The organism is Streptomyces sp. NRRL S-87 (assembly GCF_000719335.1).
In the GTDB taxonomy this organism is placed as follows: domain Bacteria; phylum Actinomycetota; class Actinomycetes; order Streptomycetales; family Streptomycetaceae; genus Streptomyces.
The window spans coordinates 42,268-58,078 of the sequence record NZ_JOGB01000013.1 but is presented as its reverse complement, the minus strand read 5'-3'; the positions used below and the strand labels follow the sequence as shown (position 1 = coordinate 58,078).

Annotated in this window: 15 protein-coding genes, 1 tRNA gene and 1 pseudogene; 8 read left to right on the top strand and 9 right to left on the bottom strand. The window is 74.0% G+C overall.

The genetic code is table 11. The features are described 5' to 3' along the window. Positions 1-15 precede the first annotated feature (15 nt). The gene (locus IF43_RS0110690; RefSeq protein ID WP_051795067.1) at positions 16-339 is read right to left on the bottom strand and encodes a hypothetical protein; all 324 of its coding nucleotides are present in this window, start codon (positions 337-339) and stop codon (positions 16-18) included. 340 nt (positions 340-679) lie between these two features. Between IF43_RS0110690 and IF43_RS0110685 the strand changes: the two genes are divergently transcribed. The 4 genes from IF43_RS0110685 to IF43_RS0110670 all read left to right on the top strand — a co-directional run bounded on the left by IF43_RS0110685 (position 680) and on the right by IF43_RS0110670 (position 4,134). Then, a complete protein-coding gene (locus tag IF43_RS0110685; RefSeq protein WP_030197386.1) occupies positions 680-1,111 on the top strand; it encodes a VOC family protein in 432 nt (143 codons plus the stop codon). A gap of 161 nt (positions 1,112-1,272) precedes the next feature. Next, positions 1,273-1,953 (top strand): NADPH-dependent F420 reductase, encoded by a 681-nt coding sequence (locus IF43_RS0110680; RefSeq protein WP_267884749.1) that lies wholly within the window; start codon positions 1,273-1,275, stop codon positions 1,951-1,953. A 304-nt stretch (positions 1,954-2,257) separates the two neighbouring features. Continuing rightward, positions 2,258-2,959, top strand: a complete 702-nt coding sequence (locus IF43_RS39250) for a tRNA-dependent cyclodipeptide synthase (RefSeq protein ID WP_199922711.1) — start codon at positions 2,258-2,260, stop codon at positions 2,957-2,959. Then, positions 2,956-4,134, top strand: a complete 1,179-nt coding sequence (locus IF43_RS0110670) for a cytochrome P450 (RefSeq protein WP_030197376.1) — start codon at positions 2,956-2,958, stop codon at positions 4,132-4,134. The genes IF43_RS39250 and IF43_RS0110670 overlap by 4 nt, the downstream gene beginning before the upstream one ends. A 137-nt stretch (positions 4,135-4,271) precedes the next feature. Here the strand turns inward: IF43_RS0110670 and IF43_RS0110665 are convergent, their stop codons facing one another. Both IF43_RS0110665 and IF43_RS0110660 read right to left on the bottom strand, forming a co-directional pair. After that, positions 4,272-5,555 (bottom strand): phosphatase PAP2 family protein, encoded by a 1,284-nt coding sequence (locus IF43_RS0110665; RefSeq protein WP_030197372.1) that lies wholly within the window; start codon positions 5,553-5,555, stop codon positions 4,272-4,274. Positions 5,556-5,970: 415 nt separating this feature from the next. Further along, a tRNA-Pro gene (locus IF43_RS0110660) sits at positions 5,971-6,044 on the bottom strand. Between the two features lie 280 nt (positions 6,045-6,324). Here IF43_RS0110660 and IF43_RS0110655 point away from each other — a divergent pair. Together IF43_RS0110655 and IF43_RS0110650 are read left to right on the top strand one after the other, a co-directional pair. Next, a complete protein-coding gene (locus IF43_RS0110655) occupies positions 6,325-6,972 on the top strand; it encodes a transketolase (protein WP_030197369.1) in 648 nt (215 codons plus the stop codon). Between the two features lie 52 nt (positions 6,973-7,024). Then, a complete protein-coding gene (locus IF43_RS0110650) occupies positions 7,025-7,936 on the top strand; it encodes a transketolase family protein (RefSeq protein WP_030197366.1) in 912 nt (303 codons plus the stop codon). 30 nt (positions 7,937-7,966) lie between these two features. Here the strand turns inward: IF43_RS0110650 and IF43_RS0110645 are convergent, their stop codons facing one another. The 5 genes and pseudogenes from IF43_RS0110645 to IF43_RS0110625 all read right to left on the bottom strand — a co-directional run bounded on the left by IF43_RS0110645 (position 7,967) and on the right by IF43_RS0110625 (position 12,307). Continuing rightward, positions 7,967-8,530, bottom strand: coding sequence for a GAF domain-containing protein (locus tag IF43_RS0110645; RefSeq protein WP_030197363.1), 564 nt, complete (start codon positions 8,528-8,530; stop codon positions 7,967-7,969). Continuing rightward, a complete protein-coding gene (locus tag IF43_RS0110640; RefSeq protein WP_078910054.1) occupies positions 8,527-9,180 on the bottom strand; it encodes an ATP/GTP-binding protein in 654 nt (217 codons plus the stop codon). Before IF43_RS0110640 ends, IF43_RS0110645 begins: the two co-directional genes overlap by 4 nt. Continuing rightward, positions 9,158-9,493, bottom strand: a complete 336-nt coding sequence (locus tag IF43_RS0110635; RefSeq protein WP_051795083.1) for a DUF742 domain-containing protein — start codon at positions 9,491-9,493, stop codon at positions 9,158-9,160. The genes IF43_RS0110640 and IF43_RS0110635 overlap by 23 nt, the downstream gene beginning before the upstream one ends. 254 nt (positions 9,494-9,747) lie before the next feature. Next, positions 9,748-10,131 (bottom strand): annotated as a pseudogene (locus tag IF43_RS0110630) (roadblock/LC7 domain-containing protein); the annotation flags it as partial. 61 nt (positions 10,132-10,192) lie between these two features. Continuing rightward, a complete protein-coding gene (locus IF43_RS0110625; protein ID WP_063753303.1) occupies positions 10,193-12,307 on the bottom strand; it encodes a sensor histidine kinase KdpD in 2,115 nt (704 codons plus the stop codon). Positions 12,308-12,688: 381 nt separating this feature from the next. On the opposite strand from IF43_RS0110625, the gene IF43_RS0110620 reads away from it, so the two are divergent. Further along, complete coding sequence (locus IF43_RS0110620; protein WP_051795064.1) at positions 12,689-13,780, top strand: hypothetical protein; 1,092 nt, start codon at positions 12,689-12,691, stop codon at positions 13,778-13,780. A gap of 121 nt (positions 13,781-13,901) precedes the next feature. On the opposite strand, the gene IF43_RS0110615 is transcribed toward IF43_RS0110620, so the two are convergent. Beyond that, entirely contained in the window at positions 13,902-15,437 is a 1,536-nt protein-coding gene (locus IF43_RS0110615) for an ATP-binding protein (RefSeq protein ID WP_030197350.1), read from the bottom strand. A 186-nt stretch (positions 15,438-15,623) separates the two neighbouring features. Here IF43_RS0110615 and IF43_RS0110610 point away from each other — a divergent pair, with 186 nt between their 5' ends. Then, positions 15,624-15,797, top strand: a complete 174-nt coding sequence (locus IF43_RS0110610) for a CsbD family protein (RefSeq protein WP_030197347.1) — start codon at positions 15,624-15,626, stop codon at positions 15,795-15,797. Positions 15,798-15,811 lie beyond the last annotated feature (14 nt).

Genomic DNA, 15,811 nt, shown 5'->3' with positions numbered 1-15,811 from the left:
AGGCGGGGCGGCCGGTCAGTCCGGGTCGGTGTCCTCGCGGGCCAGGGCCAGGGCCAGGTCCTGGAGGATGTGCTCGGTGGTCACCTCGGGGTCGCCCTCGTCATGGGCGTCCGCGACGGCGTCGAAGGCGAGGATGAAGCCGTTCACCAGCGCGCTCAGCGGCCCCGAGATCTGTTCCAGCACGGCCAGCCCGGCCTCTTCCGGCCCGGCGTCGGCCGGGACGAGGAACTGACCGGGGACCACGTCGGCCAGCAGGTCGGAGACGAACCCCGAGTCGGCCCCCGACCTGAGCGCCGTGAGCGCGGCGATGGCCTTCAGCTTGATCTCGTTCTCGGTCACCCGTCGAGGGTAGATCCCCGGACCGCCCGACTTCCTGACGCCGCACGGAGTGCGGGCTACGGTGACGCGCCGCGCCGGGGGCGGCTGGACGCGGACCGGGCGGGAGGGGCCGGGCGCATGCCGGAACACGGGCAGGGGACAAGGTTCGGAGCAGGGTCAGGTGCAAGGGGGGGTCCGGCGTTCGAGGGGCAGTTGGCGTTTCGCCGTGCACTCGGGTCCCGGCTGGGCCACCGTGGAACCGGCGGATCCGCCCGGATGCCCCTGCTCCGCCGGACCCGCCGGACCCGCCGGACGCGGCGGCCGGCCGCGCCACCCGCCACCCGATCCGCGAGGAGCCCCCGTGAACTGGACGCTCGAAGTCGTACCGCTGCCCGTCACCGACCTGGACCGCGCCAAGGCGTTCTACGCCGACCGGCTCGGCTTCAAGGTCGACACGGACACCGGGATCGCCCCCGGCATGCGCATCCTCCAGCTGACCCCGCCCGGCTCCCGGTGCTCGGTCACCATGCTGCAGGGCATGCCCTCGCTGCCCGGGTCGAAGGAGATGGCGCCCGGATCCGTACAGGGCCTGCAGCTCTGCGTCACCGACATCGAGGCGGCCCGGGCGGAGCTCGTCGGCCGCGGGGTGGACGTCTCGCCGGTCCGCCACGTCGGCGAGACCGGCTGGGAGGACGGCAAGGGCGGGACCTGGAACTCGTTCATGTCCTTCGAGGACCCGGACGGCAACGGCTGGGTGGTGCAGGAGGCCCCCTCGGAACTGTCGGAACGCTGAACCGCCCGGCAGCGGCCCGCGACCCGTGACCTGTCAACCGTCAACCGCACCGCACGACCCCTCACCCGTCGAGGGGATCGCACGCGGCCTCGGGAACAGGCCCGCCGCACCGACGGTTTGAGCTGACCGGCAGACGCACGCACGGCGTGGGCACACGCGGAGTGGAGAGGTCCTCGGTCATGAAGATCGGCATCATCGGCGCGGGCAACATCGGCGGCAACCTCACGCGGCGGCTGACCGCCCTCGGCCACGAGGTCTCCGTCGCCAACTCCCGCGGCCCGCAGTCCCTGGCGGCGCTCGCGGCGGAGACCGGGGCGAGCGCCGTCACGGCGGAGGAAGCGGCCCGCGGCGCCGAGGTGGTCGTGGTGACCGTCCCGCTGCGGGCCGTACCCGACCTGCCGCCGCACCTGTTCGAGGGCGCCGCGGAGGGCTTCGCCGTCATCGACACCTGCAACTACTACCCGCGGGAGCGGGACGGCCGGATCTCGGGCATCGAGGACGAAGGGCTCACAGAGAGCCGCTGGACGGAGCGGCAGGTCGGCCACCGCGTGGTGAAGGCGTTCAACGGCACGTACGCCCAGGACATCCTCGACCGGCCGCTGCCGGCCGGGGCCCCGGGCCGGCTCGCGGTGCCGGTCGCCGGTGACGACGAGGCCGCCAAGAAGACCGTGCGCGCCCTGATCGACGAACTCGGCTTCGACACCGTGGACTCGGGCGGCCTCGACGACTCGTGGCGGCAGCAGCCGGGCACCCCCGTGTACGGGCTGCGGGCCGGCGTCGTCGAGGTCACGCGCGCCCTGGCCGAGGCATCGCCGGAACGCCCGGAGGCCTTCCGCGGCTGAAGGCCCGCGTCCTTCCGGCGGGGACAGGACGGGTGGGGCGGGAGGGGCGGGTGGTGGTTCCCGCGCCTCCCGACCGCCGCCGCAATGCCCGTCAAAGCTCACGAACGACCGAAATGCCGGTACCACGCGCGTAGTCGGCTGATCATATGAACGCAATCTTGTCGTCCCGTGAACATCCTTCGACATGTGGACGATCGGTAGCGGACCGTAGTCGATCATGTGTAGGTTGTGGGCCACGCGCCGCCGCACCCTGGGCACGGGGCCCACACGGGGAATCGCGACGCCAAGGATGCATCCACATCCAATGACCACAACCACTGCAGCGTTCAAGGTCGAGCCCTACACGCCGCACTGCCAGGTCATAGCCGACGAGCGCGCCCACGCCGTCATCGGCATCAGTCCCGGCAATTCCTACTTCTCGCACCAGCGCGTCAGTGACCTCGCACGCTGGGGGCTGGACAACTTCGACCAAGTCGACCTGATATATACCGACTTGTACGTGGCCGAAATGTACGAGGCACTCGGCTACACAGAGGAAGACGCCCGGCGCAAGGCCGTGAAGAACCTTCGCGGCGTCCGCGCCAAGGTGACCGCCGCCGTCGCCGACAACGACCCGTCCGGCGAACGGCTGCGCGGCAGGCCCATGTCGGCCCTGCGCGACATCCCCGCGTACCGGCGGATCCACTCCGATCTGAACGCCCGACTGGACACCGACCCGGTCTTCCGCGAGACCTGCAACGCCCTGGTCGACATCTTCCTGTCGTCCAAGGTCCTCGACGGCGGCACCCCGACCCTGCGGCAGCGCCAGGTGTGCATCGACTACGTGTCCGCCGAGGCGCCGCTCTTCCTGGACACTCCGGCGATCATGGGCGTCGAGTCGTCGCTCAACTGCTACCACGCGGCCCTGCCCATGGCCGACCTGCTCTATTCGCGCGGCGCGGGGTTGAGGGCTTCCCGCAACCAAGGCCACGCCATCGTCACGCCCGCCGAAGGAGACCGCGCATGACCGCCGCCGACACCGTCCTGGACTTCCCCTTCACATGGGACGGGACGCAGCTGCCCACCGAGGTGCAGGAGCTGCCGCCCATCACCCGGGTCCGCACCATCGCCGGCGCGGAGGCCTGGCTGGTCTCGTCCTACGAGCTGGTCAAGCAGGTGCTGGAGGACGACCGGTTCAGCCTCAAGAACACCTCCGACCCCGGGGTGCCGCGCCAGTACGCGCTGACGATCCCGCCGGAGGTCGTCAACAACATGGGCAACATCACCGGGGCCGGCCTGCGCAAGGCCGTCATGAAGGCCATCAACCCCAAGGCCCCCGGCCTGCAGGAGTTCATGACCTCGTACGCCGCCGAGCTCGTCGAGAAGATGCTCAAGCACGGGGCGCCGGTGGACATCCGCAGTATGTTCACCGACCCCTTCAGCGAGGCCCTGCACTGCCACATGCTCGGCATTCCGCTGGAGGCCGCCGCACCGCTGGCGGAGTCCCTGCCGATCGCGTTCATGAACTCGGCCACCGAGATCCCGGCCGCCCGCCTCAACTGGGACCGGGACATCGCGTACATGAAGGCCCGGCTGGACGACACCACCACCGGCCTGATCGGTGACCTGGCGGCGCTGCGCGGCACCCCCGGGTACGAGCACGTCTCGGACGAGATGTTCGCGACCGTCGGGGTGACCCTCTTCGGCGCCGGCGTCATCTCCACCGCGGGCTTCCTCGCGATGGCCATGGTCACGCTGCTGACGCACCCGGACGAGCTCGACCAGCTCGCCGCGCAGCCGGAGATCATGCCGCAGGCGGTGGACGAGCTGCTGCGCATCAACCTGTCCATCGGCGACGGGCTGCCCCGCCTGGCCATGGAGGACACCGTCCTCGGCGGCCAGGAGGTCCGGGCGGGCGAGTTGGTCCTCGTCCTTCCGGAGGGCGCCAACTTCGACCCCTCGGTCTTCCCGAACCCGCACGTCCTGGACTTCCACCGGGAGAACTCCTCGGCGCACTTCTCCTTCGGCGGCGGCTCGCACTACTGCCCGGCCACCGCGCTGGGCAAGAAGCACGCCGAGATCGGCCTCAAGGCCGTGCTGGAGGCGATGCCCAGGCTGCGGCTGGCCGTCCCGGTCGAGCAGCTCGTCTGGCGCACCGGCTTCATGAAGCGCCTCCCGGAGCGCCTGCCCGTCATGTGGTGACCGCCCCGGCAGCCGCGTGGTCACCCGCAGCCGACGTGGTGACCCCGTCCGCGTGACCCCCGCACGCCGCCGCCCGCTCGCCCGGTCCCCCCGTACCGGGCCGCCCGGGCGGCGGCGTCCGTGCCGTGCGGTGCGCGTCAGACCAGTTCGGGTTGGGTCTCGCGGCGCTGTTCCGGGATGCGCGGCTGTACCGGCAGGCGGTCCCAGGACCTGGTGGTGCGGACGAAGGCGACGGCCACCGAGGCCGTCGACAGGACGACCAGCGGGCCGAACAGCCACGGGTGGTCGGCCATCTGGGTCGAGAGGTAGCGGTACGAGAGCAGCAGTGCCGTGAAGACCGCGGCCCCGTGGACGACCAGCACGGCTCCCTGACGGTCCCAGCCGCGGCTGAGCGCGCGCATCCCGGCGTCGATGGTGAGCGTGAAGACCACACCGGCGACGATGTCCGCGCCGTAGTGGTAGCCGAAGCCGAGCGTGGCGCCGAGGGTGGCGACGAGCCAGAACGCGCCGAGGAACCGCAGCGCGCGCGGGCCCTTGCGGGAGTGGATGAAGATCGCGGTCGCCCACGCGGTGTGGAGGCTCGGCATGCAGTTGCGCGGCGTGATCCCGTCGAAGGGCATCGCCCGCGGGGCGGGGATCTGCGGCGGGGTGTCCGGCCAGAGGTTCGCCACCGCCCAGTGCCCGCCGTCGGCTCCGTAGGCGAAGATCGGACCGACCACCGGGAAGATCATGTAGAAGGCCGGCCCGAGCAGGCCGATCACGAGGAAGGTGCGCACCAGGTGGTGTGCCGGGAACCGCCGCTCGGCCGCCACGTTCCGCAGCTGGTAGAGGGCGACCAGGACCGCGCCCACCGCGAGCTGGATGTAGACCCAGTCGAGGACGTGCGCGCCGACCGAGCCGGTGGCCTCCACGATCCGGCCGGCCACCCACGACGGGTTGCCCAGGGCGTGGTCGGCGGCCGCCACGTACTGGTCGAGCACCGTCGGCCGGGTCTTCGAGGTGATCATCAGCCACGTGTAACCGGTCTTGCGGCCCGCCACCAGGAGCAGGGCGAGGCCCGCGCCCTTGAGGAGCAGGGTGCGCTCGCGTCCGGTGCGACGCGTGACGGCGACGACGGCGCAGCCCAGCGTCACCCAGAGGGCGCCGCTGCCGAACATCGACTCGGCGCCGACCCACCAGCGCACCAGCCAGAAGACCAGGTCGATGCCGATCGCGGCGCCGATCGCGAGGAACCGCTGCCGCCAGGTGAGCACCACCATCATCAAGGCCATGGCGGCGTACAGCACCGTGCCCGACCGGGGCGCGAAGATCACCTCGCGCGCCTGGGCGCTGACAGGACCCGCCACCCCGTAATGGCGCGCCGCGATCTCCAGTGCGATGAGGAACCCGAGGGCCACCACACTCACAGCGGCCCACAGCACGACCCGTGGTTGACGCCACGCGGCGGATTTAATTCCGCCGTCAATTCGCGAAATCACTCGCGATATCGCAGATATCAATTTTTCAGCCGATGTTCATGTGTTCAACGTGGTCATTGTTGGCCCGAACATGCTAGCCGAGCAGCCAGGATCTGATCACGGGTGCGTCGAATGCGGCCATCGACTCACCTTTCCCGCCCGTCGCGGCTGGCACGGCGGACGCACTGCGCCCCCACCGCATGCCCGGCGGCGGGAGAAGGCGCCGAGGCGGGCGGCGCCTGGGGTGGGGTGGGCGGCCGGGATGGGCTGGGGCGGGCGGGGCGGGTGCCAGGACCGCGCGCACCCGTCCCATCCGGGACGCACGAAAGGCCGTCCTCTCGTGCGTGAGAGAACGGCCTCCGACCTGCGTGAAGCAGAGTCGGGACGACAGGATTTGAACCTGCGACCCCTTGACCCCCAGTCAAGTGCGCTACCAAGCTGCGCCACGTCCCGATGCGCGCTGACCTGGGGTTTCCCCCTGGCTGAACGCGCACGAGAACCATACCGCACTTCCCGGGGTGGTCGCGCGCACCTTTCGGGATCCATGATCGGCCGCCTGGATCCCGCGAGGGGAAGGAGTTGACCTCAAGCGCACTTGAGGTACGAGGGTGGGGGCATGACGCAGACGCACGTCCCCGCTCCCCCCGCTCCCCCCGCTCCCTCCGCTCCGGCCTCCTCCCCGGCTCCCGCCGCTCGCCCCGCTCGCCTCGGTCACGCCGACCTGCCGCGCCTCATGAGCCTGATGACCGGGGCCGAGAAGCACGGCCCGGCCGCCACCTCCACGCTCGACGCGCTCTGGGTCCTGTACGACCGGGTGCTGCGGGTCACCCCCGCCACCGCCGACGCGGCCGACCGGGACCGGTTCCTGCTGTCCAAGGGCCACGGCCCCATGGCGTACTACGCGACCCTCGCCGCCAAGGGCTTCTTCCCCGTCGACTGGCTGCCCGGCTTCGGCTCGTACGACTCCCCGCTCGGCCACCACCCCGACCGCGTCCTCGTCCCGGGCGTGGAGATCGGCAGCGGCTCCCTCGGGCACGGCCTGCCGCTCGCCGTCGGGACCGCCCTCGGGCTGCGCGCCCAGGGGCTCGCCGACCCGGCGGTGTGGGTGCTGATCGGCGACGCCGAGCTCGACGAGGGCAGCAACCACGAGGCCATCGCGTACGCCGGCCCGGCCGGACTGGACCGGCTGCACACCCTCGTGATCGACAACTCCTCCGCGACCCACGGCTGGCCCGGCGGCATCGCCTCCCGCTTCACGGCGGCCGGCTGGACCGCGACCACCGTCGACGGCCGCGACCACGACGCGCTGTACGCCGCCTACACCGCCGAGCACCCGGGCCGGCCGCACGCGGTCGTCGCCCGTGTCGAGGCCAAGGGCTGATTTCGCCACACCAGTTCCGCAGCAAGCTCAGAACAGCCCGGAAAGAGTCGTCATGGACACGATGCGCGAGCGCTTCATCAGCACCACCACCCGCCTGCTCGACGAGGACCCGCGGCTCGCCGTCGTGCTCGCCGAGATCACCATGGACGGGTTCCGCCCCGCCCAGCAGGACCACCCCGACCGCGTGATCAACGTCGGCATCCGCGAGCAGTTGCTGATCGGCGCCGGTGCCGGGATGGCCCTGACCGGCATGCGGCCGATCATGCACACGTTCGCGAGCTTCCTCGTCGAGCGGCCCTTCGAGCAGGTCAAGCTCGACTTCGGGCACCAGGGCGCGGGCGGGGTCCTGGTCAGCGCGAACGCCTCGTACGACTGGGCTGCCGGCGGCGTCACGCACATGGCCCCCGGCGACGTGGCGCTGATGGACACCCTCGACGGCTGGACCGTCCACGTCCCGGGCCACCCCGACGAGGCGGAGGCGCTGCTGCGGCACGCAGCGGGGGCCGGGGACGACAAGGTCTACGTCCGGCTGTCGAACCTCGCGAACGCGGCTCCCCGGGCGCTCCCGCGGCCCGGCGCGGCCACCGGATTCCTGACCGTCCGCGAGGGCTCCCGCGGCGTGGTGCTCGCGGTCGGCCCGATGCTGGACGCCGCCCTCGCCGCCGTCGAGGGGCTCGACGTGACCGTCCTGTACGCGGCCACCGTGCGTCCCTTCGACGCCGCGGCCCTGCGCGCCGCCGCCGGTCGGCAGGACCGCGCCGAGGTCGTCCTCGTCGAGCCGTACCTGGCGGGCACCTCGACGGCCGCGGCCAGCGACGCGCTCGCCGACCTCCCGCACCGGGTGCTGGGTCTCGGGGTCGGCCGCGCCGAGCTGCGCAGGTACGGCACCGCGGAGGAGCACACCGCCGCCCACGGCCTGGACGCCCGCGGCCTGCGCGGGCGCATCACCGGCTTCCTGGGGTGAGGACCGCGGGCGTCGCCCCCGGGCTCCGGGTCAGCCGGCCTCCCGCGCCGCGCCGGCCGCGTCCTCGCGGGCGTGGATCAGGGCGACCAGTTCCGCCGCCAGGGCCTTGATCGTCTCCAGCCCTTCGCGCCCCCACCGGCGCGGCTCCAGGTCCACCGCGCACACCGTGCCGAGCACGAAGCCCTGCCGGTCGGTGAGCGGGGCGCCGAGGTAGGACCGTACGCCGCTCTCGTCGGCCACGGCGTTCGGCGCGAACCGCGCGAAGTCCCGTACGTCCTCGAGGACCAGCGCCCGGCGCCGCACCACCACGTGCGGGCAGTAGCCGTGGGCCCGGTCCAGCACCCGCCCCGTGTAGGCCCCGGCGGGGGCGCCGGCCCGGTGGTGCAGGCCGGCGAAGAACTGCCGGTCCTCGTCGATGAAGTTGACGGCCGCGTACGGGGTCCCGGCCGTCTCGCCGACCTTGCGCGCGAAGGCGTCGAGCTCCGGGTCGGTCCGCTCCCCCAGGCCCAGCTCGCGGAGCCGGACGGCGCGCGCGGGCGCCTCCCGGTCCACCGGCGTGAGCAGCAGGTGTCCGGTGGACTCGTAGTACGTCATGTCTGTTCCCCCTGGTGGTTGGTGGACCGCGGGCGTACCGGCGCCCCGGCGAGCAGGTGGCCGACCAGCGTCGCGAGGACGCGCGTGCCGGCGCGCGGCAGGCGGGCGTCGCACCGTACGACCGGGATGCCCGGCGCCAGCCCGACGGCCTCGCGCACCTCCTCCGCGGTGTAGTGGTGGCCCCCCTCGAACTCGTTGACGGCCACGACGAAGCCGACCCCCCGCCGCTCGAAGAAGTCCACGGCCGGGAAGCAGTCCGCCAGCCTGCGGGTGTCGGCCAGCACGACCGCCCCGAGGGCGCCCGTGCACAGCTCCTCCCACAGGAACCAGAACCGCTCCTGCCCGGGCGTGCCGAAGAGGTAGAGCACGTGCCCGGCGTCGAGGGTGAGCCTGCCGAAGTCGAGGGCGACCGTGGTCGCCGTCTTCGCCTCGACCCCCGTCAGCGGATCGGTGGGCGCGCCGAGGTCGCTCAGCAGCTCCTCCGTGCTGAGCGGCTCGATCTCGCTCACCGCCCCGACGAACGTGGTCTTGCCGGCCCCGAAACCGCCCGCGACCAGGATCTTCAGGGTCGCGGGCGGCGGCCCGCCCGGGTCCTGGCACTCCCCGGGCTCCCGCCGGCGGGCACGGTCAGAGTCTTCTACGCAGGCCATCGAGCACCGCCCGGAGCAGGTTCTGGTCGTCGGCGGCGCCGCCGGCCGGGAACCGGGGCGCCCGGGCCGTGACGGCCCCGCACTCCAGCAGGTCGGACAGCAGCACCTTGGTCACCGCGGCGGGCAGCCGCAGCTGGGCCGCGATCTCCGCGACCGAGAGCGGGCCGGTCGGCCCGGCGCACAGCCGCAGCGCCAGGGTGTGGTCGTGGCCGAGCGGCTCACGGACCGGCGTCCCGGTCGCACGGACCAGGGACAGCAGGTCGAGGAACGCGCTCGGGCGGGTCCGGCCGCCGCTCGCCGTGTACGGGCGCATCAGCCGGCCTGCGGAGTCGTCCAGCCACGGCAGGTCGTGCGGGGGTGCCGGTGCCCTCACCGGCCGGGGGCCGCGGCCGGGGGCGCGGTCGCCGGCGCGGGCACCCGCACGGGCGGGGCGCCGGGCGCGCTGAAGGTGCCGGGCGCCGTGGAGGTGCCCGCGGCGGTGGACGGGGTGCCCGGCGTGGCCGGGGTGCCCGGGGCGGCGGTCACCGGACGGGGCCGGCCGGCGGCGGCGTGTCGGGGCGGGGCCGCCAGGTACGGGCGGACGCTCTTGACGAGCATGGCCATCTCGTAGCCGAGCACGCCCGCGTCGGCGTCCCGGTCGGCGAGCACCGCCAGGCAGGTGCCGGAGCCGGCCGCCGAGACGAAGACGAGCAGCGAGTCCAGCTCGACCACCACCTGCCGGACCTCGGCCCCGTCCCCGAACCGGGCACCGGCGCTGCGGCCGAGCGAGTACAGCCCGGAGGCGAGGGCGGCCATGTGGTCGGCGCTGTCGGGGTCGAGGCCGTGCACGCAGGTGACGAGCCCGTCCGCGGTGAACAGGACCGCGCTGCGCGCGTAGGGCACGCGTTGCACCAACCCGCCGAGCAGCCAGTCGAGTTCGGACAGCTGGGGGGTCTTCACGTCGCCGGACATGGCAGTGCGCTCCTTGCGGGGAGAGGGGAGGGTGGGGGCGATGGGCGGGGATCGAGGGGGCTCACGGGGCCTCCGCGCCCGGGTCGGCGGAGCCGCCGCGGACCGGGTCGGCGGCCATCTCGACCGCGGTGGCCTGGGCGAGGCCGAAGCCGCGCCGGAACGCGGCCATGAGCCCGGCGTCGGGCACCGGCTGCTCCGTGTCGTCGGCGGGCCGCACGGCGGCCGGGGCGGGGGCGTCGCGCAGCTGCGGGACCACGTGCTGCTGGGCGCGGCGCCGTGGCAGGGGCGGCCGGGCGGGGGCGGCGGCGGGACCGGCCGACGGCTCGGCCGACGGCTCGGTGGACGGCGCGGCGGACCGGGAGTCGGCCGCCCATGCCGGTACGTGCGCCACGCCGGCCCGCTCCGGCTCGGCCCGCGCCGCGTCGAGCTGCACCGGTACCGTCGCCGCGCGCTCGGCGTGCGCCCGTACGCCGACGCCCGGCTCCGCGTACGCCCGCACCCGCGCGGCCGGTGTCGCGGCCGGGGCGGGGGCGGGCGCGTGGGCCCGAGCCGCCGTCCCGGCCGGGGCGGGCGCCCCGGCCGACGCAGGTGCCGGGACGGGGCTCGTGTCGGCGGCCGGCACCGGGGCCGGTTCCGCACGCGGCGGCGTCCGTACCGCCGCGTCGTGGGCCCGCGCCGGCTCCAGCGGGGGCAGGCCGGTCCCGGCGCCCGTCCCGGCGACGGTCGGGCCGGCGGCACCCGGCTCCCCGAAGCTACCGGAGGCCGGTGCCGCGCCGGCCCCGGGGGCCGGCGCGGCGGGGCCCGCGGACGCCGACGAGCCGCCGAAGCGGTCGGCCGTCTCCTCCGGTTCGGCCCCCAGGAGGTCGCGCGGCAGTACCAGCACCGCCACCACACCGCCGTAGATGTTCGTCTTGAGCTCGACTGCGATGCCGTGCCGCCGCGCCAGCGCGGAGACCACGAAGAGGCCGATCCGCCCGTCCGCCAACAGGTGCCGGACGCTGATCCGGTCCGGGTCGCCGAGCAGGGAGTTCATGCGGTGCTGCTCGTCCGACGGCATGCCCAGCCCGCGGTCCTCGACCTCGATGGCGATGCCGGCCGTCACGCGCTCGGCGCGCAGCAGCACGTCCGTGTCGGGGGGCGAGAACACCGTGGCGTTCTCGACGAGTTCGGCGAGCAGGTGCACGACGTCCGCGACGGCGTGCCCCCGCACGCTGCCCCCGGCCGGGGGCACCACCTTCACCCGCGTGTACTGCTCGACCTCGGCGACCGAGGAGCGCAGCACCTCGCTGATGTCGATGGGCCGGGTCCACTGGCGGCGGGAGGCCGATCCGCCCAGCACGGCGAGGTTCTCGGCGTGCCGGCGGATGCGGGTGGCGAGGTGGTCGACGTGGAAGAGCTCCTTGAGCAGGTCGGGGTCCTCGACGATGTCCTCCAGCCCGTCCAGCAGCTGGATCTCGCGGTGGACGAGGGACTGCAGGCGCCGGGCGAGGTTCGTGAAGACCTCGACCTTCTGGTCGCTGTCGGAGTGGCCCCCGATGGCGGCTGTGCGCACGAGCGCGGCGTGCGCCTGCTCGCGGGCCTGCCGCAGCTCCTGGCCGAGCAGCCAGAACTCGTCCACGCCGGCGGGCGCCGGACCCTCGGGCAGCACCGTGCCCCCGGACCGCCGGGGCGGCACGCTCTCGCCGCGCTCCAGCCGGTCGAGCACGGTGCGCAGCTCCTGCTGCCCGCGCGCGCTGGAGCGCCGCAGCGCCTCGCAGCGGTCGCGGACCGTGCGGGCGGCGCGGTGGGCCCCGAGCCAGGCGGCGGCCAGGGCGCCGGCGAAGAGCACGGCGCAGCCGGACAGGACGAGCCAGAGCCGGCCGTCGGCCGCCGCACCGCCTCCGACCGCACCGGCGCCCCCGGCCCCGCCGCCCCCGAGCCGGAGGCCGTCGAGCTGGAGGGTGAACAGGACGGCGGCGGCGCCGATCAGTCCGGCGGCCACGGTGGGCAGGACGGCGGCCCGGACCAGCTGGGGCCGTATCTGGCGGGGGGCGCCGGCCGGGGCCGGGCGCGCGGCGGTGTGGCGCGGGGCGGTTCGGGTCGCGGTGCCGGCGGTGTGCCGGGGGCCGGCGGGGCGGGCGCGCCTGCCGCCCTCGGGGCGGTCGGCGCGGGCCGCGGGTTCGCGGAGTCCGGACATCGTCGTCCTCGGTACGTGGGGTCCGGACCCGGGAGGTCCGGCGTTGATCACCGGGAAGCCACGCTAGTCCGGACGGTCCGCCCGCGGCCGGCCAGTCGGGGAACTTCACCGGCTTCGCGGGGCTGCTTCCAACTCCGGAAGGAGCGCTCGTACGGCAGCCCGAATGCGCGCCGGGGCACGCCGTCGGCGGTCCGGTCCAAGGGGGCGCTCCGGATGGGCCGCGCGCCGTCCGACAGCTCCCGCACGCCGCGGGCAGTCACTTTCAAGCCATGGTCGGGCCGGACGGCGGTGTGTAGGTTCCTCACCGCTGACGTGGGCCGACGGCTCGGATCCCGGGCGGCCCGCATTCGAGTCCGTGCGGATTTGGGGGAGGAAAAGGACGTGCGAGTTTCGCGATTCCTGAAGGAGTGGCGTACGCGGCTGCTGGCCGCGGGTGCCGCGCTGACCATGGCGGGCGGGGCCGTCGTACTGGCGCCGGGGGTGGCGCAGGCCGCCCCGGCCCGCGGACTGGCGTACGTGTGGGCCAACTCCCCGAACTCCGCGCTGAACGTGCCGTACACGCCGTCCGCGTTCTACAGCCGCAACTCGACGGGCGGCACCAACACGGTCGTCCGCACCGGAACCGGCCAGTACACGGTGCGGATGCCCGGACTCGGCCTGATCGGCGGCACGGTGCACGTGACCGCGTACGGGTCGACCAGCCACACCTGCGGCGTCAACTACTGGGTGCCGGGGGCCGGCGGCCGGCTCGACGTGCACGTCAGCTGCTTCACCCGCACCGGTGCCCGGGTCAACACGACGTTCGACGCGAGCTTCGTCAACACCGCGGTGGTGGGCGGCAGTCGGATCGCCTACGTGTGGGCCAACCAGCCCACCAGCGCCGCGTACACGCCCTCGACGTCCTACCAGTTCAACTCGGGCGGGTCCACGAACACCATCACCCGCCAGGGCGCCGGCCAGTACCGGGTGCGGGTGCCGTCCATCGGCGCGGCCGCCGGGCACGTGCAGGTGACCGCCTACGGTGACGTGGCGGCCCGCTGCAAGGTCGTGAACTGGTTCCCGTCCGGGTCGACCGAGTACGTCAACGTCCGCTGCCACAACGCGGTCGGCCGGCTCGCGGACAACCGCTTCACGCTGACGTACGTGCGCTCCACCGGCATCCTGCGCACCACGCCGGCCGCGTACGCCTGGGCGAACCAGCCCACGACCGCCGCCTACAACCCGGCCGCCTCGTACGCGTACAACTCCACCGGCTCGGTGATGCGCATCCGCCGCATCGGCACCGGCACCTACCGGTTCGTGCCGCCGAACATGCCGCTGGGCAACGGGCACGTGCAGGTGACGGCGTACGGCTCCGACTCCGCCTACTGCAAGGTCGACTTCTGGACCCCGAGCACCGGCGTCCAGATCCGCTGCTTCGCCCCCTCGGGCGCGCTGGTCGACACCTACTACGACGTGGCCTTCCAGCGCTGACCCCGGCCCCGTGCACCACGCTCCTGCCCGGTCCGCACCTGCGGGCCGGGCAGGACCCGTTGCGGGGCGGGCAGGACCCGTTGCGGGGCGGGCAGGACCGGTTGCGGGGCGGCGGGATCCGTCACGGGGCGTAGAGCCGGGGCGGGTCGACGAGCACGACCTCGCCGCGGTCGGCCGCGGCGTGCAGGTCGTCACTGAAGCCGCGGGTGCCGAAGAGCAGGAGGCGGACGTCCCCGGCCGCTGCCCGGGCGGGCTCCGCCGACCGGGCGGCCAGGGCGCGCAGCCGCTCGAGGTGGCCCGCGTCCATGGGCGTGCCCCAGCGTGCCAGTCCGAGGGCGAGCGGAGGTCCGACCGTGTCCCCGGCCGACCGTACGACGACCTCGGCCGCCGTCGCGTCCGGTGCGCCGGTGGGGCGGTCGGGTTCTCCCGGGTCGGCCGGCGAGCCGTACACCGCCGTGACGGGGCCGTCGGCGCCGAGCAGGGCGGGACCGGCGAAGCGCGCCGCCCACTGCCGGCAGACGTCGCCGAACTGGGGCTCCACCACGTACGCCGTGAAGTCGTCGCGGGCCGCGCGCCAGACCGACGCGGCGTCCGTCTGCTCCAGCTCGGTGCGCCGGGGGCGGGCCACGGCGTGCTCGAACGCGAGGAGTTGGTCGGTGATCCGGTGCCGGGTGACGGCCGGCCGCAACCCGTCCGGCTCGGACCGCAGCACCCCGTGGTCACGGAGCAGGGTGAGCGCGCGCGAGACGTCGGCGAGCTGCTGTCCGAGGAAGGTGGCCACCTCGCCCTGGGTGGTGCGGCCCGTGGCCAGTGCGGTGAGCACGGAGTGGCAGATCCCCGGGGTCGCCTGTGCGACCTCCTCGTCCACGAGGTGACGGGCCTCGGCGAACAGCGGGGTGCGCGGGCTGAGCACGGTGCGGCAGATCCAGTCGTCGAAGTCGTCGAGGTCCCGCGGCGCGTCCTCGCTCACGTAGTCGTACCGGTAGGCGGGGGTCCCACCGACCACCGCGTGCACCAGGAGCGCCAGCTCGGGATCGTCGAGACCCCACAGGCGCGCCGCCCTGCGGTAGTCCAGCGGCCGCACCTCGAGCCGCAGGCCCGCCAGGGCGTGCAGGTGCGAGCCGACGGTGAACAGCCGGCCCATGACCGGCCCCGTCTCCCCACTGAGCACCAGGCGCACGCGGTTCGTGCGCGGTGCGACCTCCAGCCGGTGCAGGGCGGCACGGAGGGCGGCGGGCAGCGTCGGACTCGACCTCACCAGGGCGGGGAAGGAGTCGACGACCACGAGGTACGGCCGGTCGTCGCCGAGCGCGAAGAGGGCGTCGAGCGCCTGGCCCCAGTCCTGCCAGGCCGGCCCGTCCGGCTGCGCACCGGCGTGCCGCTCGTACTCGGCGCGGAGCCGCCTCAGCGTCTCCGCCTCGGTGGCCTGCTGCCCGCAGAAGTAGAGGCCCCCGGTGGACCGGGCCATCGCTTCGAGCAGGAGGCTCTTGCCCTGGCGGGGGCGGCCGCGCACCATCCCGAGGCGCGGCGCCGGCGTCGGGTCGTCGGCGAACGCGCCGAGGGCGGCCCATTCGTCGTCCCGGTCGAAGAGCCGGTCCGGCTTGACGTGCTCCGGCGCGGCGACGTACGCCGCTCGCCGTCCGTGTGCGGTGTTCACGCTGTGCACCTCCGCAGCCTGCCGAGGCCCGTGTCCATTGTGGGCCGCCGGGCCTCCGGACGCGCGGCGGGCGCCGGGATGCGCGGGTCCGCCGGATCGGGGACGCGTCGGGTACGGGGATGCATCAGGCGTCGTCGTCCGGGTATGCGCGCGGTGCCTATAGCCGTGCTGTGGAGGTGGCTGGACATGGCCGCAGGGAAGAAGGCCAAGAACGTCGGCAAGACCGTCAAGGGCAAGGCCGAGGAGGCCACGGGCAAGGCCCTGGGCAACGAGAGGATGGAGATGAAGGGCCGCGCCGAGCAGATCAAGGGTGACGCGAAGCAGACGGGCCAGAAGGCCAAGGACACCCTGAAGCACTGAACGAACGGGCTCGG

Coding starts and splice junctions, on each gene's coding strand:
- IF43_RS39250 (WP_199922711.1), top strand. CDS start 2,258: ATGACCACAACCACTGCAGCGTTCAAGGTCGAGCCCTACACGCCGCAC.
- IF43_RS0110670 (WP_030197376.1), top strand. CDS start 2,956: ATGACCGCCGCCGACACCGTCCTGGACTTCCCCTTCACATGGGACGGG.
- IF43_RS0110655 (WP_030197369.1), top strand. CDS start 6,325: ATGAGCCTGATGACCGGGGCCGAGAAGCACGGCCCGGCCGCCACCTCC.
- IF43_RS0110650 (WP_030197366.1), top strand. CDS start 7,025: ATGGACACGATGCGCGAGCGCTTCATCAGCACCACCACCCGCCTGCTC.
- IF43_RS0110645 (WP_030197363.1), bottom strand. CDS start 8,530: ATGACGTACTACGAGTCCACCGGACACCTGCTGCTCACGCCGGTGGAC.
- IF43_RS0110640 (WP_078910054.1), bottom strand. CDS start 9,180: ATGGCCTGCGTAGAAGACTCTGACCGTGCCCGCCGGCGGGAGCCCGGG.
- IF43_RS0110635 (WP_051795083.1), bottom strand. CDS start 9,493: ATGCGCCCGTACACGGCGAGCGGCGGCCGGACCCGCCCGAGCGCGTTC.
- IF43_RS0110625 (WP_063753303.1), bottom strand. CDS start 12,307: ATGTCCGGACTCCGCGAACCCGCGGCCCGCGCCGACCGCCCCGAGGGC.
- IF43_RS0110610 (WP_030197347.1), top strand. CDS start 15,624: ATGGCCGCAGGGAAGAAGGCCAAGAACGTCGGCAAGACCGTCAAGGGC.